General features: G+C 73.1%; 19 protein-coding genes. 13 read left to right on the plus strand and 6 right to left on the minus strand.

Features of this window, described 5'->3' with window-relative positions; translation table 11 throughout:
- Window positions 1-10: 10 nt before the first annotated feature.
- Together AB0J55_RS05375 and AB0J55_RS05380 are read right to left on the minus strand one after the other, a co-directional pair.
- A complete protein-coding gene (locus AB0J55_RS05375) occupies window positions 11-1,231 on the minus strand; it encodes an alpha/beta hydrolase-fold protein (protein ID WP_364243098.1) in 1,221 nt (406 codons plus the stop codon).
- A gap of 100 nt (window positions 1,232-1,331) precedes the next feature.
- Window positions 1,332-2,813, minus strand: a complete 1,482-nt coding sequence (locus AB0J55_RS05380; RefSeq protein WP_364243101.1) for a phosphatase PAP2 family protein — start codon at window positions 2,811-2,813, stop codon at window positions 1,332-1,334.
- A 143-nt stretch (window positions 2,814-2,956) separates the two neighbouring features.
- Between AB0J55_RS05380 and pafA the strand changes: the two genes are divergently transcribed.
- Together pafA and AB0J55_RS05390 are read left to right on the plus strand one after the other, a co-directional pair.
- Window positions 2,957-4,315, plus strand: coding sequence for a Pup--protein ligase (gene pafA, locus AB0J55_RS05385; protein ID WP_364243104.1), 1,359 nt, complete (start codon window positions 2,957-2,959; stop codon window positions 4,313-4,315).
- A gap of 61 nt (window positions 4,316-4,376) precedes the next feature.
- Window positions 4,377-5,399 (plus strand): oxidoreductase, encoded by a 1,023-nt coding sequence (locus tag AB0J55_RS05390; protein WP_364243107.1) that lies wholly within the window; start codon window positions 4,377-4,379, stop codon window positions 5,397-5,399.
- Here the strand turns inward: AB0J55_RS05390 and AB0J55_RS05395 are convergent.
- Window positions 5,396-6,094 carry an SDR family oxidoreductase gene (locus AB0J55_RS05395; protein ID WP_364243110.1) on the minus strand — a complete coding sequence of 233 codons (699 nt, stop codon included), beginning with the start codon at window positions 6,092-6,094 and terminating at the stop codon, window positions 5,396-5,398. The two genes, AB0J55_RS05390 and AB0J55_RS05395, sit on opposite strands and share 4 nt — an antisense overlap.
- 28 nt (window positions 6,095-6,122) lie before the next feature.
- Window positions 6,123-7,043: an NADP-dependent oxidoreductase gene (locus AB0J55_RS05400; RefSeq protein ID WP_364243113.1), complete on the minus strand. Its 921-nt coding sequence runs from the start codon at window positions 7,041-7,043 to the stop codon at window positions 6,123-6,125.
- 108 nt (window positions 7,044-7,151) lie between these two features.
- Here AB0J55_RS05400 and AB0J55_RS05405 point away from each other — a divergent pair, with 108 nt between their 5' ends.
- The 7 genes from AB0J55_RS05405 (at window position 7,152) to AB0J55_RS05435 (ending at window position 12,066) form a co-directional block, all read left to right on the plus strand.
- Complete coding sequence (locus AB0J55_RS05405; protein ID WP_003065074.1) at window positions 7,152-7,583, plus strand: helix-turn-helix domain-containing protein; 432 nt, start codon at window positions 7,152-7,154, stop codon at window positions 7,581-7,583.
- A gap of 10 nt (window positions 7,584-7,593) precedes the next feature.
- A complete protein-coding gene (locus AB0J55_RS05410; protein WP_364243116.1) occupies window positions 7,594-8,577 on the plus strand; it encodes a WYL domain-containing protein in 984 nt (327 codons plus the stop codon).
- Window positions 8,574-9,554, plus strand: a complete 981-nt coding sequence (locus tag AB0J55_RS05415; RefSeq protein ID WP_364243119.1) for a WYL domain-containing protein — start codon at window positions 8,574-8,576, stop codon at window positions 9,552-9,554. The genes AB0J55_RS05410 and AB0J55_RS05415 overlap by 4 nt, the downstream gene beginning before the upstream one ends.
- Window positions 9,555-9,564: 10 nt before the next feature.
- Complete coding sequence (locus tag AB0J55_RS05420; protein ID WP_003065084.1) at window positions 9,565-9,777, plus strand: bacteriophage holin; 213 nt, start codon at window positions 9,565-9,567, stop codon at window positions 9,775-9,777.
- Between the two features lie 31 nt (window positions 9,778-9,808).
- On the plus strand, window positions 9,809-10,126 hold the full coding sequence (gene tatA, locus AB0J55_RS05425) for a Sec-independent protein translocase subunit TatA (protein ID WP_364243122.1): 318 nt from the start codon (window positions 9,809-9,811) through the stop codon (window positions 10,124-10,126).
- Between the two features lie 87 nt (window positions 10,127-10,213).
- On the plus strand, window positions 10,214-11,185 hold the full coding sequence (gene tatC / locus AB0J55_RS05430; protein WP_364243124.1) for a twin-arginine translocase subunit TatC: 972 nt from the start codon (window positions 10,214-10,216) through the stop codon (window positions 11,183-11,185).
- A complete protein-coding gene (locus AB0J55_RS05435; protein ID WP_364243127.1) occupies window positions 11,185-12,066 on the plus strand; it encodes a YegS/Rv2252/BmrU family lipid kinase in 882 nt (293 codons plus the stop codon). The genes tatC and AB0J55_RS05435 overlap by 1 nt, the downstream gene beginning before the upstream one ends.
- Here the strand turns inward: AB0J55_RS05435 and AB0J55_RS05440 are convergent.
- Window positions 12,063-12,638, minus strand: coding sequence for a hypothetical protein (locus AB0J55_RS05440; protein WP_364243130.1), 576 nt, complete (start codon window positions 12,636-12,638; stop codon window positions 12,063-12,065). The two genes, AB0J55_RS05435 and AB0J55_RS05440, sit on opposite strands and share 4 nt — an antisense overlap.
- Before the next feature lie 185 nt (window positions 12,639-12,823).
- Between AB0J55_RS05440 and AB0J55_RS05445 the strand changes: the two genes are divergently transcribed.
- The 4 genes from AB0J55_RS05445 to AB0J55_RS05460 all read left to right on the plus strand — a co-directional run bounded on the left by AB0J55_RS05445 (window position 12,824) and on the right by AB0J55_RS05460 (window position 19,047).
- Window positions 12,824-15,601 (plus strand): DEAD/DEAH box helicase, encoded by a 2,778-nt coding sequence (locus AB0J55_RS05445; RefSeq protein ID WP_364243133.1) that lies wholly within the window; start codon window positions 12,824-12,826, stop codon window positions 15,599-15,601.
- 146 nt (window positions 15,602-15,747) lie between these two features.
- Window positions 15,748-16,506, plus strand: coding sequence for a DUF4333 domain-containing protein (locus AB0J55_RS05450; RefSeq protein WP_364243136.1), 759 nt, complete (start codon window positions 15,748-15,750; stop codon window positions 16,504-16,506).
- A 70-nt stretch (window positions 16,507-16,576) separates the two neighbouring features.
- Complete coding sequence (locus AB0J55_RS05455) at window positions 16,577-17,779, plus strand: GNAT family N-acetyltransferase (protein WP_364243138.1); 1,203 nt, start codon at window positions 16,577-16,579, stop codon at window positions 17,777-17,779.
- A gap of 50 nt (window positions 17,780-17,829) precedes the next feature.
- Window positions 17,830-19,047, plus strand: coding sequence for a GNAT family N-acetyltransferase (locus AB0J55_RS05460; RefSeq protein WP_364243141.1), 1,218 nt, complete (start codon window positions 17,830-17,832; stop codon window positions 19,045-19,047).
- Here AB0J55_RS05460 and AB0J55_RS05465 read toward each other — a convergent pair.
- Window positions 19,044-19,988, minus strand: a complete 945-nt coding sequence (locus AB0J55_RS05465) for a 5'-3' exonuclease (protein WP_364243143.1) — start codon at window positions 19,986-19,988, stop codon at window positions 19,044-19,046. The two genes, AB0J55_RS05460 and AB0J55_RS05465, sit on opposite strands and share 4 nt — an antisense overlap.
- Between the last annotated feature and the right edge of the window lie 139 nt (window positions 19,989-20,127).

Raw genomic sequence — 20,127 nt, forward strand, 5'->3', positions numbered from 1 at the left:
CAACCGGGTTTCAGGACGCGGCAGGAGACGCCCGGAAGTTCTGATCGGCAAAAGCCAGCAGGTACGGCAGCGTCGCCCGGGCGGTGTGCCAGGTGTGGTTGAACCCCCGCTCGGCGTGCACCACCGCATCCTGCCCCCGGGCCTGCAGCGCGGCGGCGATCCGCCGAGCCGTCGTCACGTCCGTCGGAGCCCCCGTTCCCACCGCGAGCATCACCGAGATCGGCGCGCTGAACTTCATCGACGGCAGGTACCTCCGCGGCGTATTGGCCGCGATGGCGCCCGAGTTCCCCCCGAGGATGCCGATCGAGTCGTTGAGGTCGTCATACGGCAGGGCGATCACCAACGTGGCGAACTCGTCGACGTGGTGCAGGCCGATGTTGAGCGCCCCGAAGCCGCCGCCGGACATGCCGCCCAGGGCGCGGTGGGTGCGGTCGGCGTAGGTGCGGTAGCGCTGGTCGATCGCCGGGACCACGGTCTTCGCGAGGTAGGTCTCCAGCTGCGGCCCGCCCGGGACGTCCAGGCACTCCCAGTCGGTGCTGGGGTTGCCCGCGGTCAGGTCGACGCTGACCACGATCATCGGCGCGATGACGTTGGCCTGCTGCAGCGCCGAGAGCGTGCCCGGGGCGTCGCCGGAGGTCAGCCAGTCGCGGGGACCGCCGAAGGGGTAGCCGTGGATGAGGTAGACGACCGGGTAGCGGCGGGCCTGGTCGGCGTCGTACCCGGGCGGCAGGATGACGTAGTTGCTGCCCGAGGGCACGCCGTGGGCGGGGTCGGGCAGGTTGACCACGTCGATGCGCTGCCCGGCGGCGACGCTGCCCGCGCCCTTGCCGGCGCGCGGGGCCGGCGCGGAGGCGTCCGCCGACGACGGTTCGGGGGCTTCCTTGCCGTCGTCGAGCAGGCGGCCGGCGAGGTTGACCGGGCCGGGGCCGCGCTGCAGCAGCCGGGCGAGGTCGTCGGTGGTGCGGACGTACCCGACGTAGCTGTTGACCGCGGTGACGGCGGCCAGCAGCAGGAGGACGCCGAAGGCGGTGAAGCCCCAGCGCCGGACCCGGCGGCGGTACCACAGGGCGACCACGACGGCGAGGGCGGCGACGGCGGCCGAAGCGAGCCCGAGCCAGATCAGCGGCGACTCGAGCGGGCCGAGGTCGCGGGCGCGCGCGGTGATGTTCCCCGGCAGCACCGGGTCCGCCCCGGCCCGGTGGATGACGCTCGCCAGGCCGTACCCGTCCATGCAACCCCGCCCGTCCCGGCCGCGGGCAGGGTTGCCCGCAACTCGGTCGCGAAGCTAGCGAAAAGTCCCTGTGGGTTCGTTGAGAGAAGGTAAAGCAACCTCAGGGGCGGTAAAGCGTCAGGGCGCTGGGGCGGGACCGGAAGCGGAACCGGTTGCCGAGCGGGCCGACCTCGCCGTCGGTGGCGACGCGGCGGTTGCCGTCGAGCAGCTCGACGTCCAGTTCGGGCAGGTCGAGCTCCTGGTAGACGTGGCTGGCGGCGAGGCTGCGGGTGATCATCGCCAGCAGGAACCGGGCGCGGGAGTAGGGCAGGTCGGCGCGCAGGTAGCGGATGTCGAGCAGGCCGGTGTCGAGCGCCGGCCGCCGGCTCGGGGCGAAGCCCTTCGGCGCGTACGTGCCGTTGCCCACGAACAGCAGCCAGACCTGCGTCTTCTTGCCGTTGAGCCGGACGGTCAGCGGCCGGGCGTGCCGCAGCGTCCTGGCCAGCGCGATCGCCGCCGAGGGCCACTTGGGGTGCTTTTCCTGCAGCTTTTCGCGCAGCCGGACCATCTCCGGGTAACCGCCGAGGCTGGCGGTGTTGACGAACCAGCGGTGGGCCGCTTCGCCGGCGCCGTCGATCTCGACTTCGCCCAGGTCGACACAGACGGCGTTGCCGACCTCGGTCGCCGCGTCGGCGTCGGGCATGGAGGTGACGCCGACGTCGCGGGCGAAGTGGTTGAGCGTCCCGGCCGGGACGAGGGCGAGCGGCAGGTCGCGTTCGGCGGCGACGGAGGCCACCGCGGCGACGGTGCCGTCCCCGCCCGCGACGCCGAGTGCGCGGATCGTGCCGCGGGCGTCGATCTCGGCCTCGAGCTGGGCGCGGAGGTCCTGCTCGGGGTCCGGGTAGAGCACCGTGGCCGCGGGCCAGGCGAACTTGACGTCCTCGGTCGGGTCCTGGCCCGCCACGCCGGAGTTCGGGTTGACGACGGCGAGCATGTCCTCGCCGTCGACCATCTCGGGGGCGTCCGCGTCGTGGGCGGTGCGGCCCGGGACGTCGTCGTGCAGCGGCCACCAGTGCCGGGTGGCCAGGCCGACGCCGACGCCGATGCCCAGGCCGACCCCGACGTCGGAGGGCCAGTGGACGCCGGTGTGGACGCGGGAGTAGGCGACGGCCAGCGCCAGCGGGGCCACGGCGAGCCCGGCCCGCGGCGACTCCATCGCCACCGCCGTCGCGAAGGCGGCCGCGGACGCGGAGTGCCCGGACGGGAACGACGAGGACGTGGGCCGTTTCCGCAGGCGGCGGCGGACGGGGGTCTCCTCCTCGGCCGGACGGCGGCGGGGGAACAGCGGCTTGCCGATGAGGTTCGCCGCCGCGCTGGCCCCCGCGATCGCGACCACCCCGCGCAGCGCGGCCCGGCGGGTCTCGCCCTTGCGGGTGGCCAGCAGCGCGGCCACGCCCCACCACAGCCGCGACTTGTTCGCCGATCTGGACAGGGTCATCAGGGCGTCGTCGGCCCGGGTGGCGGGCAGCGACGCGCTGCGCCGCATCAGCGCGCGATCGGTCCGGCCGACCCGCCGGAAGGCCCGGATGAGCTGATGTGACAAGGAGTCCGCCTTCCGCATGCCGTCAAGAGCTGTGCTCCAATCGTGCCTGATTCGGGGAGATTTCACCGTCTGTGGCGTACTGGGGGCGTGTCGACGCCCGAACGGCGCACCGTCGAAGGGGGTGCAGCGCCTACTCTGGTGGAATGCAGCGGCGGATCTTTGGCATCGAGACCGAGTTCGGGGTCACGTGCACCTTCCACGGACAGCGCAGGCTCTCGCCCGACGAGGTGGCGCGCTACCTGTTCCGGCGGGTCGTGTCGTGGGGACGCTCCTCCAACGTGTTCCTGTCGAACGGCTCCCGGCTCTACCTCGACGTCGGCTCGCACCCCGAGTACGCGACGGCCGAGTGCGACGACCTCGTCCAGCTGGTCACGCACGACAAGGCCGGGGAGCGGATCCTCGAGGACCTGCTGGTCGACGCCGAACGGCGGCTCGCCGACGAAGGCATCGGCGGCGACATCTTCCTCTTCAAGAACAACACCGACTCGGCGGGCAACTCCTACGGCTGTCACGAGAACTACCTGGTGACCCGTGCGGGTGAGTTTTCCCGGATCGCGGACGTGCTGCTCCCGTTCCTGGTGACCCGCCAGCTCATCTGCGGCGCCGGCAAGGTGCTGCAGACCCCGCGTGGCGCCGTCTACTGCCTCTCCCAGCGTGCGGAGCACATCTGGGAAGGCGTCTCGAGCGCCACCACGCGCTCGCGGCCCATCATCAACACCCGCGACGAGCCGCACGCCGACGCCGAGCGCTACCGGCGCCTGCACGTCATCGTGGGCGACTCGAACATGGCCGAGCCGACGACCATGCTCAAGGTCGGCTCGGCGAACCTGGTGCTCGAGATGATCGAGGCGGGTGTCCAGTTCCGCGACTTCACCCTGGACAACCCGATCCGGGCGATCCGCGAGATCAGCCACGACCTCACCGGCCGCCGCCAGGTGCGGCTGGCCGGCGGGCGCGAGGCGTCGGCCCTGGACATCCAGCGCGAGTACCACGCCCGCGCCGTCCAGCACATCAAGGACAACGGCTCGACGGCGGCGAACGAGCGCGTCGTCGAGCTGTGGGGCCGGGCCCTCGAAGCGGTCGAGCAGCAGGACTTCAGCAAGATCGACACCGAGATCGACTGGGCGATCAAGCACCGGCTCGTCGAGCGCTACCGGCACAAGCACGACCTGGACCTGTCCAGCCCGCGCATCGCCCAGCTCGACCTGGCCTACCACGACATCCGCCGGGGCCGGGGCATCTTCGACCTGCTCCAGCGCAAGGGCCTGGTCCGCCGGGTCACCGACGACGGCGAGATCGAGGCGGCCAAGGACACCCCGCCGCAGACGACCCGCGCGAAGCTGCGCGGCGACTTCATCGCCGCCGCCCAGGCCGCGGGCCGCGACTTCACGGTCGACTGGGTGCACCTGAAGCTCAACGACCAGGCCCAGCGCACGGTCCTGTGCAAGGACCCGTTCCGCTCGGTCGACGAGCGCGTGGAACGCCTGATCAGCTCCCTCTAGCCCGGCCCGAACGACCCGGGACCGACGAAAGTCGGGTCCCGGGTCCGGCAGGATCGGCCGCATGCGTGTCGTGCTGCTCGTGCTCGCCCTGCTGGTCTCGATTGCGGTCCCGGCTTCGGCGGGGGAGCACCTGCCGCGGTGGGAGCCGGAAACGACCGGCGTCACCGCCCAGTTCCGGGGGCTCTCGGCCGTCAGCGCGCGGGTGGCGTGGGTCAGCGGCACGCAGGGGACCGTCCTGCGCACCATCGACGGCGGCGCCACCTGGAAGGCCGTTGGGCCGCCGGGGACCGGGACGCTGCAGTTCCGCGACATCGAGGCGTTCGACGCCGACCACGCCGTGGTCCTCTCGATCGGGCCCGGCACCGACTCCCGCGTCTACCGGACCGACGACGGCGGCGCGCACTGGCGCCAGACGTTCCAGAACACCGACGCGGCGGCGTTCTACGACTGCCTCGCCTTCTTCGACCCGTGGCGCGGGCTGGCGATGAGCGACCCGGTCGACGGCCGGTTCCGGGTCCAGGCCACCTTCGACGGCGGCCGCAGCTGGCGCCCGGTGCCCGACAGCGGCTTCCCGCCCGCGCTGCCCGGTGAGGCCGGGTTCGCGGCCAGCGGCCAGTGCGTCACGACGGCCGGGCCGTTCGACGCCTGGCTCGCCACCGGCGGCGGCGCGACGGCCCGCGTCCTGCACTCCGGTGACGGCGGCCGCCACTGGACGGCGTCGGACACGCCGTTGCCGAGCAGCCCGTCGGCCGGCGTGTTCGCGCTCGCGTTCCGCAACCCCGGCCAGGGCGTCGCGATCGGCGGCGACTTCGCGAACCCGGACGAGCCGGGCCCGGCGGTCGCGCTGACCCGCGACCGCGGCCGCACCTGGCGCACGCCGCCGCAGTACCCGGCGGGCTACCGCTCCGGGCTGGCGTGGCGCGGCGGGACGGTCCTCGCCGTGGGCCCGGGCGGCAGCGACCTCAGCGCCGACGGCGGCCGGCACTGGACGCGGTTCGACACCGGCAGTTTCGACACCGTGGACTGCGCCGGGGCGGCCTGCTGGGCGAGCGGCGCCCAGGGCCGTGTCGCCCGCCTCCGCTAGAGCACCTGGCCGGTAGGGCGGACGAGGATCTCGTTGACGTCGACCGACGGCGGCTGCTGGAGGGCGTAGAGCACGGCGCGGGCGATGTCGTCGGGGTGCAGGGTGGGCTTCTTGCGCTGTTCGTCGCTGAGGATGTCGGTGTCGGTCATGCCGGGGTTGATCAGCGTGACGCGCACGCCGGTGCCGACGGCTTCTTCCCGGATCGCCCCGGCCATCCCGGTGACGGCCCACTTGGTCACGGAGTAGAGGCTGGCGTTGCGGATGTAGCGGCCGGCGACGGAACCGGTGATCAGCAGGTGGCCGGCGGTTTCGCGGAGCGCGGGCAGGGCGGCGCGGGCGGTGTAGGCGGCGCCGAGGACGTTGGTGCGGACCATGGGCTCCCAGGCGCGGGGGTCGGGATCGTCATCGCCGAAGAAGGAGGTCCCGACTCCGATCCCGGCGTTGGCGAAGGCGGCATCGAGCCGCCCGAACTTTCCGACGGTCCGCTCGACGGCGGCGGAGATGCCCGGCCAGTCGCCGACATCGGCCCCGAGGGCGAGGGCCCGGTCGTCCCCGAGCTCGGCGGCGAGGGGAGCGACGGATTCGGCTTTGCGCGCGACGAGAGCAACCCGGAACCCGGAGGCGGCGGCGAGGCGCGCGGTGGCGGCACCCAGGCCGCGGGAGGCACCGGTGACGAGGAGAACACGATCATCCATGCGCTCCAGGCTAGGGCGCCGCGCTCGGTCACGGGGCCAGCACCAGCCGCCCCCGCAGGCCGCCGGTGGCCATTCGCTCGTGGGCCTTCGCCGCCTCGGACAGCGGCATCACCCCCGCCACGCGCAGCGGCAGCGTCCCGTTCTCCGCCAAGCGGGCCAGCTCCGCCAGCCGCGGGCCGTCCGCGCGGATCCACACGTTGCCGACCCGGATCCCGCGCAGCGGCAGCGGGGCCGCTCCCGCCGCGAACGCCACGAACTCGCCGCCGCCGCGGACCGCGTCCAGGGCGTCCAGCCCCAGCAGCGCGGGGTCCAGGGCCGCGTCCACCCCGCCCGGCACCAACGCGCGGACCCGGTCGGCGAGTGACGGCCCGCGCGGCACGAACTCGTCCGCCCCGAACCGCCGGACCTCCGCTTCGTCCGCCTCCGACGCGACGGCAACCACCCGCAGCTTCCGCGCGTGCGCCAGCGCCACCGCGTACCCGCCCACCGCCCCCGCCGCGCCGGTCACCAGCACCGTCCCCGTGGTCTCCACCAGATCCAGGGCCTGGGCCGCGGTCAGCGCGTTCAACGGCAGCGTCGCGGCTGCGGCCGCCGAGACACCCGCCGGGGCCGGTGCGACCGCCGAGGCGTCCAGGACGATCTGCGAGGCGTAGGCCCCGAGCGGCGTGGCGATCCGGTCCCGGAGGCCGATCACCGCGTCGCCCGCCGCGAACCCGCCGCCCGGGGTCTCGACCGTGCCCGCCACGTCCCAGCCCACGCCGAGCACCTCCCGCGGCGGGATCACCCCGGCCTCCGTCAGCCACCCCGCCCGGGTCGCGACGTCGACCGGGTTGACCGCGGCCGCCGCCACCCGGATCCGCACCTGGCCCGGGCCGGGCTCCGGCTCCGGCACCTCGACCGCCTCCAGGACCTCCGGGCCGCCGAACCGGCGCACCACCACCGCACGCATCGAACCCTCCTCCACACCGGGCAACACTTCCCCGCGAACGTATGGGGAGCTACTCTCCGACGGGAAGTACGCACCTGCAGGTGCCTACCGCAGGAGGAGGTTCGCCCGGTGCCCACGCGCACGGCGGAACAGCGGCGGCAAGCCGAAAAGGCCGCCTACGACGCCTACCTCGCGGCCTGCCCGACCCGGAAGCTGCTCGACGAGATCGCCGGCAAGTGGGTCAGCCTGATCCTCGTCGCGCTCGGTGACGGCCCGCAGCGCTACAGCGACCTTTCGCGGCGCATCGCCGGGGTCAGCCAGAAGATGCTCACCCAGACCCTGCGGGTGCTCGAACGGGACGGTCTCGTGCGCCGCGAAGTCACCCCCGCCGTGCCCGTCCGGGTCGACTATTCCCTTACGCCGCTGGGTGAATCGCTGCGCGCGCTGATGGCCGGGTTCAAGGCGTGGGCCGAGGCCAACTTCGAGGCCGTCGACGCCGCCCGGACCGATTACGACGCGCGCACCCCGGACCTCACGATCGGGCCGGGCGGCGCGGGCTAGGCTCTACCGGGTGTCCACCGCACGCGCCGAACGGCTGGTCAATCTGGTGCTGGCCCTGTTGTCCACCCGGCAGTACCTCACTGCCGAGCGGATCCGCGGCATCGTGCCCGGGTACGGCGACGCGGCCAGCGACGACGCCTACTTCCGGATGTTCGAACGCGACAAGACCGAACTGCGCGAGCTCGGCATCCCCCTGGAGACCGGCCGCAACTCCGCCTTCGACGCCATCGAGGGCTACCGCATCGCCCGCCGCGACTACGAACTCGGTGAAATCGACCTCGCGCCCGACGAAGCCGCCGCGGTCGCGCTCGCGTCCCGGCTGTGGGACTCCCCGGAGCTGACCGGGCAGGCGCAGGGCGCGCTGGTGAAGCTGCGCGCCGCCGGGCTGGAGGTCGACGACCAGGCGCCCACGGTCGTCGAACCGCGGGTGCGCGCCGAGCCGGCGTTCGGGCCGCTGCTGGCCGCGGTGCAGAACGGCCAGGCCGTCCGGTTCGAGTACCGCCGCAGCGGTTCGCCGGAACGGATCATGCGCACCCTCGAACCGTGGGGCGTGGTGTCCTGGCGGGCCCGCTGGTACGTCGTCGGGCACGACCGCGATCGCGGTGCCACTCGTTGTTTCCGCCTCTCCCGCGTCACCGGCCAGGTCCGCGCCGTCGGCAAGCCCGGCGAGGTGCGCCGCCCCGAGGGAGTCAACCTGCTCAAGCTCGTCACGGCCACCGGCGACAGCGAACCGGCGCCGGTCACCACGGCCCGGGTCTGGGTCGCCGACGGCCGCGCGGCCGGGGTCCGCCGCCGCGGCACCGTGGTCGGCCGCGCCACCGTCGACGGCGAAGAAGGCGACCTCGTGGAGATCGGCCTGCTCTACCCGGAGTCGGCCGCCGACTGGATCGCCGCCCAGGGCCCGGACGTCGTCGTGTTCGAACCCGACGTGCTGGCCAAGAGCGTCCAGGACCGGCTCGAAGCCGTCGTGGCCCGGCAGGGGAGCGTGCTGTGAGCGGGTCGACCGACCGGATGCCGCGGCTGCTCGCGCTGGTGCCCTACCTGCTGGCGCGCCCGGGCGTCCGCATCGACGACGCGGCGCACGACTTCGACGTCACGCCGAAGCAGCTGCGCAAGGACCTCGAGCTGCTGTGGATGTGCGGGCTGCCGGGCTACGGGCCGGGCGACCTGATCGACCTGTCCTTCGAGGGTGACACGATCGTCGTCACCCACGACGCCGGGATGAGCCGCCCGCTGCGCCTCACCGGCGGCGAAGCGACCGCGCTGCTGGTGGCGCTGCGGGCGCTGGCCGAGACGCCGGGTGTCGTCGACGGCGACGCCGTCCGCCGGTCCATCGCCAAGATCGAGGCGGCCGCCGGGCAGGCCCAGCCGGCCGGCGTGGTCGTCGGCGGGGGAGTGCGCGAAGGCAAGAAGACCGCGCGCACCCGCGAGGAGGTCGCCCGCGCCCTGCAGGCCGGGCGGGCGCTGCGGATCCGCTACTACACCGCGTCGAAGGACCAGATCACCGAGCGCACGGTCGACCCGATGCGGCTGCTGATCGTCCAGGCGGTCGGCTACCTCGAAGCCTGGTGCCGCCGCGCCGAGGGCGTCCGGCTGTTCCGGCTCGACCGGATCGACGAGCTGACGATCCTCGCCGAGCCGTCCCGGCCGCCCGCGCACGCCCACCCCACCGACATCTCCGAGGGTGTCTTTCGCGAGCGTCCCGACCAGCGGGAGGCGGTCCTGGTCCTCGATCCGGACGCACGCTGGGTAGCCGAGTACTACCCGTGCGAGGAGCTCGACGAGCTCGACGGCGGCCGGCTGCGGATCCGGATGCGCTACGCCGACCAGTCCTGGATGGTGCGCCTGGTGCTGGGGCTGGGCGGAGAAGCGCTGGTGGAGAGCCCGGCCGACCTCGCGTCGGACGTCGGTCGCCGCGCCGCCGGCGCGGTGGCCCGAGCCCGTCACCTTCCGTCAACCTGCGACCACTAGGCTGATCACCGTGCCGTACCTGCCCACGATCGCGCTCGCCGCGCTCGGCCTGCTGCTGCTCCTGGTCCTCCTGGTGCGGACGGTCAAGGTCTTGCGTGGTTTCCGGCAGACCGCAAGCATGGTGGCTACGAACACCCAGGACCGGGCGGGGTTGCTCCGCGCCCGGACGGCAGCGCTGCGCGTCGCGTTCGAGCAGCGCCGCCGGAAACCGGAAAACCAGTAACATCCCTACCAGACGCAGATAGGAGGCCATCTTGTTCGCCAACGGATTGCAAGGATGGCATTTGATCATCTTGGTGCTGCTCGTCGTGCTGCTGTTCGGGGCCAAGCGGCTTCCCGATGCGGCGCGGTCGATCGGCAAGTCCATGAAGATCTTCAAGGCCGAGACCAAGGACCTCGCGGGCGACAAGAACGCCTCGCACGAGGACGCCGAGCCCGTCGAGACCAGGCAGATCCCGGCGACGCCCGCCCCGGCGGCCACGACCGACCAGCAGGTCGCCGACCTGCAGCGGCAGCTCGACGAACTCAAGAAGCAGCAGGCCGCGGACCAGCCGCAGAAGAACGCCAGCTGACGCGCCTGAAGCCACACCCGGTCCCTGGTCCACGGAGCGCGCCCGCCCGGCGCGCTCCGGCGGACTCCGACGAGAACGGAACAACCCGTGGCGGAATCCGCCTCCGGAAACGGTGACAGCCGCCGGTCGAAGCGGCGCAGGCGCAGCCGTCGCGCCAACCCCGACGGCACGATGACGCTCATCGAGCACATCTACGAGTTCCGCCGCCGCCTGGGCTTCGCGCTGCTCGCGGTCGTGGTCGGCGGGATCCTCGGGTTCTTCTGGTTCGGTACCCACATCGGCCCGATCCCGTCGCTCGGCGACCTCGTCAAGGACCCGTACTGCGCGATCCCGCCGAACCGGCGGCTCGACAGCGCCGAAGGGTGCCGGCTGCTGCAGACCGTGCCGTTCGAGGCGTTCATGACGCAGCTGAAGGTCGGCATCGCGGCCGGTGCGGTGCTGCTCTCGCCGGTCTGGCTGTACCAGATCTGGGCGTTCATCGCCCCGGGCCTGTACAGCAAGGAGCGCAAGTACGCGCTGACGTTCGTCGGGTTCGCGTCGGTGCTGTTCGCCGGCGGCGCCGTGCTCGCCTACATCCTGTTCCCGCACGCCCTCCAGCTGCTCATGGGCTTCGGCCAGGACGCGTTCGTCACCGCGCTGACCGCGGACAAGTACATCTCGTTCCTGCTGTCGCTGCTGATCATCTTCGGGATCAGCTTCGAGCTGCCGTTGCTGGTGGTCATGCTCAACCGCGTCGGCGTCGTGAAGTACGTGCAGCTGAAGAAGTGGCGCCGCGGCATCGTGTTCGCCCTGTTCGTCTTCGCGGCCTTCGCCACCCCGGGTTCCGATCCGTTCTCGATGCTCGGCCTGGCCGGCGCGCTGACGGTGCTGTTCGAGATCGCCGTCCAGCTCGCCCGGATCCACGACCGCCGCAAGGACCGCGAGCGCCACGACGAGGGCTGGGACCAGCTCGCCGACGACGAAGCGGCGCCGTTCGACTACACGCCGAGCACCATCGACGACGAACCGTCCACGCCGACCGCTTCCGGTGGCCGGTCGAGCACCGACGACGTCACCTAGTGGGGCTCCACGCCGCGCTCGCCGTGCACCCGGCCTCGGGGCACGGCGCGGCTGCCCGGATCGCCGACACGGTCGCCGAGCGGCTGCGCACGGCCGTCGACCGGCTCGACGTGCTCGTCGCGAACACGGTCGAGGAGTCCCGCGAGCTGATGCGGACCTCCCATTCGGCCGGTCTCGACGTCCTGATCGTGCTGGGCGGTGACGGCGCCGCCCACCAGGGCGTCCAGTTCTGCGCCAACAACGACGTCGCGCTCGGGCTCGTCCCGGCGGGCACCGGCAACGACTTCGCGCGCGCCCTCGGCGTCCCGGGGGAGCCCCTGCCGGCGGTCGACGCGCTGGTCGCGGCGCTGCGCTCGGGGGCCCGCCGCCGGATCGACCTCGGCCGCATCGGCGACACCTGGTTCGCGACGGTGCTGTGCGCGGGCTTCGACGCGAGCGTCAACGAACGCGCCAACCGGATGCGCTGGCCGTCCGGGCCACGCCGCTACGACCTGGCGATCCTCGCCGAGCTCGCCGGGTTCCGCTCCCGCCCGGTGGCCGTCGACACCGGCAGCGAGCGCTTCGAGCTCGACGCCACCCTGGTGGCGATCGGCAACACCCGCTTCTACGGCGGCGGCGTCCCGATCTGCCCGACGGCCGACCCCGAGGACGGCGTCTTCGACGTCACGATCATCGGCCACGCCACCCGCCGCGGCCTGATCCGGATGCTCCCCGGCCTGCGCACCGGCAACCACGTCACCCACCCCGCGGTCCGCACCCTGCGCGCCCGCTCGGTCACGTTGACCGGCAACACCTGGCCCGCCTACGCCGACGGCGAACCGCAGGGCACCGTGCCGGTGACGGTCGACTGCGTCCCGGGCGCGCTGACGGTGCTGGCCTAACGGTCGTAGCCACCCGCGCGCGCCACCAGCTGACGGAAGTGCGCCGGCGTCAGCAGCCGCCCCGCGTCCGCGAAGTACACGCCGCCGCAGCGGTGGCAGAACCAGCCCTGCTCCCACACCTGCTGGGCCGCCGGCACGCCGCGCCGCTGCCTCCGGTGCTCCCGCAGCCGCCGCCCGTACAGCCAGACCAGCACCCCGGCCGCGCCGTACACGCAGACCGACGGCAGCGAGATCACCGCGATGCCCAGCGCCTTCGCCGCCGCCCCGCCTGGCAGCGGGTCACCGATCGCCGAGAACGGCAACAGCAGGAAACAGCTCCCGGCCAGCGCCAGCACGATCGCCGCGGCCAGCAGGCCGCCGCCGCGGCGCGGGGGAGGGAAGGGGTCGAGCGACCGGGCGACCGCGGTCACCGAAACCCCGCTGACCTGCGTGTTTGTCGTGACGAACCCATCGCCGGCCGGCACGGTGACCGCGGGGCCGTGGCCGCGGAAGAAGGAGTGCCCGCCGCGGTACACCGCGGGCACGTGCTGCACCTGGTCCAGCAACCCGCAGCTCGGACACGGTTCGGTCATGCCCGCTCCGACGCGGCCCGCCCCCGGCCGGTTCCGACCACTCAAGTGTATAACGACCTATACCCGAGGGCAATTTTCAAGATCAATAACTCAAGCGCAATGGGTCAAAACCGCCACGACGGGGAGCGCCACGCCGTTGGTCACGCGGCGTGCGGGCTGCCGGGGGGATGTGGAACCCTGACGAGGTGGCCAGTAGCCCTTCTCCGTCCCCGGCCGAGGCCTATGCGGCCTCCGCGCGCCGCGGGAAGTACCCCCAGCTGACGCGCTTCGCCGCGGAGGCGTCCTTCGAGTTCGACGAGTTCCAGATCCGCGGGTGCGAGGCCCTCGAGGGCGGTCACGGCGTGCTGGTCTGCGCGCCCACCGGGGCGGGCAAGACCGTGGTCGGCGAGTTCGCCGTGCACCTGGCGCTGGCCGAGGGCCGCAAGTGCTTCTACACGACGCCGATCAAGGCGTTGTCGAACCAGAAGTACGCCGACCTGGTGGCCCGGTACGGCACCGACGCGGTCGGCCTGCTGACCGGGGACACCTCGATCAACGGCAACGCGCAGGTGGTCGTGATGACCACCGAGGTGCTGCGCAACATGCTCTACGCCGGCTCGTCGACGATCACCGACCTCGGGTACGTGGTGATGGACGAGGTGCACTACCTGGCCGACCGGTTCCGGGGTGCGGTGTGGGAAGAGGTGATCCTGCACCTGCCGGAGTACGTCCGCGTGGTGGGGCTGTCGGCGACGGTGAGCAACGCCGAGGAGTTCGGCGAGTGGCTGGTGGAAGTCCGGGGCGACACCACGGTCGTGGTGGACGAGCACCGGCCGGTGCCGCTGTGGCAGCACATGCTGGTGGGGAACCGGCTGCTGGACCTGTTCGCCGGGGACGACGTGCACGCCCCGGACGCGGAGCTGCGGATCAACCCGACGTTGCTGCGCCGGACCGAGGAGATCGGCCGCCAGTACGCGCCCGCGGGGTTCCGCGGGCCGCGGGGGCGGCGGGGTGCGCCGTCGCGGATGCCGCGGTTCCGGCCGCCGTCGCGGGTGGACGTGGTGGAGCAGCTGGACCGGGCGGGGTTGCTGCCGGCGATCGTGTTCATCTTCTCGCGTGCGGGTTGTGATGCTGCGGTGACGCAGTGCGTGCGGTCGGGGCTGCGGCTGAACGGGCCGGGTGAGGTCGAGGAGATCCGGAAGGTCATCGAGGAGCGGACGGCGGACCTGCCCGAGGGTGATCTCGGGGTGCTGGGGTACTGGGAGTGGCGGGAGGCGCTGGAGCGCGGGATCGCCGGGCACCACGCGGGGTTGCTGCCGGCGTTCAAGGAGACGGTCGAGGAGCTGTTCGTCCGGGGCCTGGTGAAGGTGGTGTTCGCGACCGAGACCCTCGCGCTGGGGATCAACATGCCGGCGCGGACGGTCGTGCTCGAGCGGCTGGTGAAGTACAACGGCGAGGCGCACGTCGATCTGACGCCGGGGGAGTACACGCAGCTGACCGGGCGGGCGGGGCGGCGCGGGATCGACGTCGAGGGGCACGCCGTCGTGGCGTGGCAGCCGGGGGTGGATCCGAAGCAGGTCGCGGGGCTGGCGTCGACCCGGACGTATCCGCTGCGGTCGTCGTTCCGGCCGGGCTACAACATGGCGGTCAACCTGGTGGCGCAGGTCGGGGCGGTCCAGGCGCGGGAGCTGCTGGAGCAGTCGTTCGCGCAGTTCCAGGCGGACCGGTCGGTGGTGGGGACGGCGCGCCGGATCGAGCGGAACAAGGAGGCCCTGAAGGGCTATGCGGCCGCGGTGACCGGTGAGTTCGACGAGATGCTGGAGTACGTCGAGCTGCGGGCGAAGATTTCGGCGCGGGAGAAGGCGTTGTCGCGGCAGAACACGTCCGCGCGGCGGGCCGGGACGGCGGAGTCGCTGGAGAAGCTGCGCAAGGGTGACGTGATCGCGGTGCCGGCGGGGCGGCGGGCGGGGCTGGCCGTGGTGGTGGATCCGGGGCTGGACCCGATCCGGGAGCCGCGGCCGGTGGTGGTGACCGAGGACCGGTGGTCGGGGCCGTTGTCGGTGGCGGATTTCCCGGCGCCGGTGGAGGCGCTGGGGCGGATCAAGCTGCCGAAGCACGTCGAGCTGCGGTCGCCGCGGACGCGCCGGGACATCGCTTCGACGTTGCGGAACGCGGGGATTTCGTTGCCGGGGCGGCAGAAGCGGCGGTCGGGGGCGAACGAGGACGGTGAGCTGGCGGCGTTGCGGCGGGCGTTGCGGGCGCACCCGTGCCACGGGCTGGCCGAGCGTGAGGCGAACCTGCGCTGGGTGGAGCGGTACCAGCGGCTCGCGGCGGAGACGCAGCAGCTGGAGCGGAAGGTGGCGGCGACGACGCACTCGCTGGCGCGGGCGTTCGACCGGATCCTGGCGCTGCTGGGTGAGCGCGGCTATCTGGGGCCGGAATCGGCCGGGGACGGCGAGGATCGCGTCACCGAGGATGGGCGGCGGCTGACGCGGTTGTACAGCGAGTCGGATCTGCTGGCGGCGGAGTGCATCCGGCACGGGGTGTGGCGCAACCTGAACCCGGCGGAGCTGGCGGCGGTCGTGTCGACGCTGGTGTTCGAGGCGCGCCGGGACACCGCGGGGGAGCCGCGGTTGCCGGGTGGTGCGGTGCCGGAGGCGTGGCAGGAGACGGCGCGGTTGTGGGTGGAGCTGACCGAGGACGAGCGGCGGCACCGGCTGGACCGGACGCGGGAGCCGGACGCGGGGTTCGCGTGGCCGGTGTACCGGTGGGCGCGGGGCGAGTCGCTGGAGAAGGTGCTGACGGCGGCGGAGGCGAACGGGCAGGAGCTGTCGGCGGGTGACTTCGTGCGCTGGTCGCGGCAGGTGATCGATCTGCTGGACCAGATCCGGGACGTGCTGGGCAAGGCGGATCCGGTGGGCGCGGCGGCGGCCGATGCGGTGAAGGCGCTGCGCCGTGGCGTGGTGGCCGCGGGAGCCGCGTGAACTCGGTGTTAGCCCTGATGGGACCGTGAGCGTGGGCACGTGTGCTCGCGTCCGACCTGTGGTTGGATCGCCTGCGACACCGTGTTTGCGCGGCTTGCCGGTGTTTCGGGGTGGACAGAGATGAGCGAAGCAGGCGGAGGCAGACGATGAGCACGCCGTATGGCGGCAACGACCCACAGCAGCCCCAGTACGGGCAGCAGCCGGGTGGGGGCTACCCGCCGAGCGGTCCGCAGGAGCAGCCGCAGTGGGGGCAGCAGCCGCAGCAGCCTCCTTACGACCCGAACCAGCAGCAGTGGGGCCAGCCGCAGCAGCCCCAGTACGGGCAGCAGCCCGGTGGGTACGCGCCGCCGCCGCAGCCGCAGTGGGGGCAGCAGCCGCCGCCGTACGGGCAGCAGCCCGGCGGCGGGTATCCGCAGAGCGGGCCGCAGGCGCAGCCGCAGTACGGGCAGCAGCCGGGTGGGGGCTACCCGCAGAGCGGGCCCCAGGCGCAGCCGCAGTACGGCCAGCAGCAGCCGGGGCAGTACGACTACGGCCAGCAGCAGTACGCCGGGGCGGGTGCGCCGGAGGCGGAGAAGCCGGCGAAGTCGAAGAAGGGCCTGCTGATCGGGGTCATCGTCGCGGTGGCGGTGGTGGCGGTGTTCCTGTTCACCGCGTTCGTCACGCCGGGGTTCCTGAAGACGCAGGTCTTCAACAACACGCAGATGCAGACCGATGTGCAGAAGCTGCTGACCGAGACGTACAAGATCGACGGCGTCACCGGTGTCACCTGCCCCGCCGAGCAGAAGGTGGAGGACGGGGCGAAGTTCGAGTGCACGGCGACGATCGCCGGCAAGCCGCAGCAGGTGCCGATCACGGTGAAGGGCGACGGCGGCAACTACGAGGTTTCGCCGCCGGTTTCGAAGTAGCGCGGTTCCGGGGCCCGGTCGTCGTGAATTGCGGTGGCCGGGCTCCGGCGTCTCCGGAGATGATCCGGGGATGAGCGAGTTCGAGATCCGGACGCTGGGCGTCGAGGAGCACCGGGCGGCCAGCGACCTGTTCCGGGAGACGGTGCACTTCCCGCCGGCCGACGACGCGGAGTGGGTGCTCGCGGCCCGGTATTACCAGCCGGGCGGGACGCTGGGTGCGTTCGACCCGGAGCTGATCGGGACGGCGCGGTTCTTCGACGCGGAGCTGACCGTGCCCGGTGGGGCGCGGGCGCCGATGGCGGGGGTCACGTCGGTCGGGGTGCGGGCCGACCGGACGCGCCGGGGTGTGCTGCGGGCGCTGATGACCGAGCAGCTGGAGGGGTTCGCCGCGCGCGGGGTGGTGTTCGCGAACCTGCTGGCGTCGGAGGCGCCGATCTACGGGCGGTTCGGCTACGGCTTGGCCACGCGTTACCGCGCCTACAGCGTCGACCGGCACCGGGCGCGGCTGCGGCCGGACGCGCCGGCGGGCGGTGCGGTGGAGTTGCTGGATCTCGACCGGGCGCTCGAGGTGTGTCCCGGCGTGTACGCCGGTCTGGAGCACCGGCCGGGGATGATGACCCGGCCGGAGGTGCTGTGGCGGTTGTACGAGATGCAGTTGCGGCGGCACGCGTCGCCGGTGAAGGCGGCCGTGCACCACGGTCCGGGCGGGCCGGACGGGTTCGCGTTCTACCACGTCGACGGGCTGCGGGTGCACCCGTGGACGAAGGACCTGTCGGTGGTGGACCTGTTCGCGGGCTCGGCGGCGGCGTATGCGGGGTTGTGGCGGTTCCTGCTGGGGATCGATCTGGTGGACCGGATCGTCGTCGAGTCGCGGCCGCTGGACGATCCGGTCGAGCTGCTGCTGGCCGACCACCGCCGCGGGAACGTGGACCGGATCGGGGACGAGCACTGGATCCGGCTCGTCGACGTCCCGGCGGCGTTGCGCGCCCGCGAGTACGGGCACGCGGCGCCGGTGGTTCTGGAGGTGTACGACCCGTTGCTGCCGGGCAACAGCGGTGGCTACCGCGTGACGCCGGACGGTGCCGAGCGCACGGACCGGCCGGCGGGGCTGCGGCTGGACGTCGCGACGCTGGCCATGGTGTACCTGGGGACGTGGCGGCCGTCGGCGCTGGCCGGGGCGGGGCGGATCGAGGTCCGTGACCCGGCGGCGCCGGCGGCGGCGGATCTGTTGTTCGGCACGTGCGTGGCGGCCTGGAGCGGCAGTCACTTCTGAGCGGGAAAACGAGGTGCCGGGTGCGGCGGCGGGTGGCAGGATCGCCGGGGATGACCGCCTTCGACGTCCGCCCGATCACCGACGACGAGCGGCGCAGCACGTTCGACCTGCTGCGCCGCGCCCTGCACACGCCGCGCGTCACCGACGAGGTGTGGGCCCGGATCGGGGATTCCTGGCCCGCCGCGCGCAAGTTCGGCGCGTTCGAGAGCGGGACCCCGATCGGGATCGTGAGCTCGTTCGACACCGAAATGGCGGTCCCCGGCGGGCGGCTGGTGCCGGTGGCTGCGGTCGAGGGGGTCGGGGTCCGGGCCGACCGGACCCGCCGCGGCGTGCTCAGCGCGATGATGGCCGCCCAGCTGGCGGACTTCGCTGCGCGCGGGGTGCCGCTGGCGGTTCTGCACGCCAGTGAGCCCACGATCTACGGGAGGTTCGGCTACGGGTCGGCTGCGCTGGGCAAGACCGTGCGGGTGACACGGCCGGCGGCCCGGTTCCGCGAGCGCGTCCCGGCGGGTGGTGACGTCCGGATGCTGACGCCCGCGGAGGCGGTGAAGGAGATTCCCGCGTTGTACCGGCGGATCGGGCTGCACCGGGCGGGCATGATCGGGCGGCCGGAGCGGTGGTGGCCGATCTCGCACGACCGGCACGTGGGCCCGGACGGCGACCACCTCGTCGCGGTCCACAGTGGACCGGACGGGGACGACGGGTTCGTCGTGTACGCCACGATCGGGCGGCGGTCGTTCGAGTCGCCGGACCACGGTGCGGTGCTGGACGTCCACGACCTGCACGGCGCCGATCCGGCGGCGCGGGCGGCGTTGTGGCGGTTCCTGCTGTCGGTCGACCTGGTGTCGGCGGTGCACGCCCGGCACCGCCCGGTCGACGAGCCGCTGGCGGTGATGCTGACCGACCACCGGCACGCGGGCACCCTCGCCGTCGAGGACGACCTGTGGCTGCGGCCGGTCGACGTCGCCGCGGCGCTGGCCGCCCGCACCTACCGCGCGGCGGGCCCGGTGGTGGTCGGGGTGACCGACGCCGTGCTGCCGGCCAACACCGGGAGCTACGAGGTGGGCCCGGACGGCGCCCGGCGTACCGACGCCGCCGCGGACCTGGCCCTCGACGTCGACGCGCTCGGCATGCTGTACCTGGGGCAGTGGAGCGCGACGGCGCTGGCGGAGGCGGGCCGGCTCGAGGTCCGCGACGCGGGTGCGGTGGCGCGGGCCGACGAGCTGTTCACCACGGTGACGGCGCCGTGGTGCGGCACGCACTTCTAGGTGCCGGGCAGGGCTTTCAGGAGCCGTTCGACGGAGGTGCCGAGGTTCCAGCGTTCGGCGAGTTCGGCGACCCGCTCGGGGTCGGCGGGGGTGGCGGGCACGGTGTCGGGCCGGGACTGCTCGACCGGCGCGTCGACGGCCACCCGGACGACCGTGGGGGCCACCGCGAGGTAGCCGGCGGCGTCCTTGAGCCGCAGGCGGGTCTTGAGCGGGACGGCGGAGTCGCCGGCTTCGGCCGCCTTGATGAGGGCCTCGAGGGAGCCGAACTGCGTGATGAGCTTCGCCGCGGTCTTCTCGCCGATGCCGGCGACGCCGGGAAGCCCGTCGGAGGGGTCGCCGCGGAGGGCGGCCATGTCGGCGTAGGCGGGCCCGGCGGTGTCCTTGGGCAGGCTGTAGCGCTCGGCGATTTCGGCCGGGCCCAGTACTTCGGCCTTGGCCCAGCCCTTGCCGACGTAGATCACCGAGGCGGGCGACGGTTCGGCGCGGACCAGCTGGAACAGGTCCCGGTCGCCGGTGATGACCTCGACCGGGTCGTGCTGCTCGCGGGTGGCGAGGGCGCCGATGACGTCGTCGGCCTCGTAACCGGCGGCCTCGGCGGTGGCGAACCCGAACGCTTCGAGCAGGTCGAGGATGATCGGCACCTGAGGGGTGAGCGTGTCGGGGACCTCTTCGACGTCGGGCCCGGCGGCGGTTTCCTCGGCGACGCGGTGCGCCTTGTAGCTGGGCAGCAGATCGGTGCGGAACTTCGGCCGCCAGTCGGCATCCAGGCAGCAGACGAGCCGCGCGGGGCGGCGGTCGGTGAGGATGCGGGCGATGGTGTCGGCGAACCCGCGCACGGCGTTCACCTGCGTCCCGTCCGCGGCGCGCAGGGAGTCGGGCAGGGCGAAGAAGGAGCGGAAGTAGAGGCTCGCGGAGTCGAGCAGGGCAAGGGGTCCGGTCACCCGCACAGCCTGCCATGACCGGGGCCTGGCGGAGGGGCAGGCCACGCGGCGCGGTTGCCGGGGAGTGCGGGGGCCGGTCCGGGCTCGGGGCTGAGCGGGTTCGGCTTCCGGGGGCCCGGAATTGTCGGTGGTGACCGGT

Source organism: Amycolatopsis sp. NPDC049688, from assembly GCF_040674975.1.
Lineage (GTDB): Bacteria > Actinomycetota > Actinomycetes > Mycobacteriales > Pseudonocardiaceae > Amycolatopsis.

Coding starts and splice junctions, on each gene's coding strand:
- AB0J55_RS05440 (WP_364243130.1), bottom strand. CDS start 12,638: ATGACCGAACCGTGTCCGAGCTGCGGGTTGCTGGACCAGGTGCAGCAC.
- AB0J55_RS05395 (WP_364243110.1), bottom strand. CDS start 6,094: ATGGATGATCGTGTTCTCCTCGTCACCGGTGCCTCCCGCGGCCTGGGT.
- AB0J55_RS05455 (WP_364243138.1), top strand. CDS start 16,577: ATGAGCGAGTTCGAGATCCGGACGCTGGGCGTCGAGGAGCACCGGGCG.
- AB0J55_RS05375 (WP_364243098.1), bottom strand. CDS start 1,231: ATGGACGGGTACGGCCTGGCGAGCGTCATCCACCGGGCCGGGGCGGAC.
- AB0J55_RS05450 (WP_364243136.1), top strand. CDS start 15,748: ATGAGCACGCCGTATGGCGGCAACGACCCACAGCAGCCCCAGTACGGG.
- AB0J55_RS05460 (WP_364243141.1), top strand. CDS start 17,830: ATGACCGCCTTCGACGTCCGCCCGATCACCGACGACGAGCGGCGCAGC.
- AB0J55_RS05400 (WP_364243113.1), bottom strand. CDS start 7,043: ATGCGTGCGGTGGTGGTGCGCCGGTTCGGCGGCCCGGAGGTCCTGGAG.
- AB0J55_RS05390 (WP_364243107.1), top strand. CDS start 4,377: ATGCGTGTCGTGCTGCTCGTGCTCGCCCTGCTGGTCTCGATTGCGGTC.
- pafA (WP_364243104.1), top strand. CDS start 2,957: ATGCAGCGGCGGATCTTTGGCATCGAGACCGAGTTCGGGGTCACGTGC.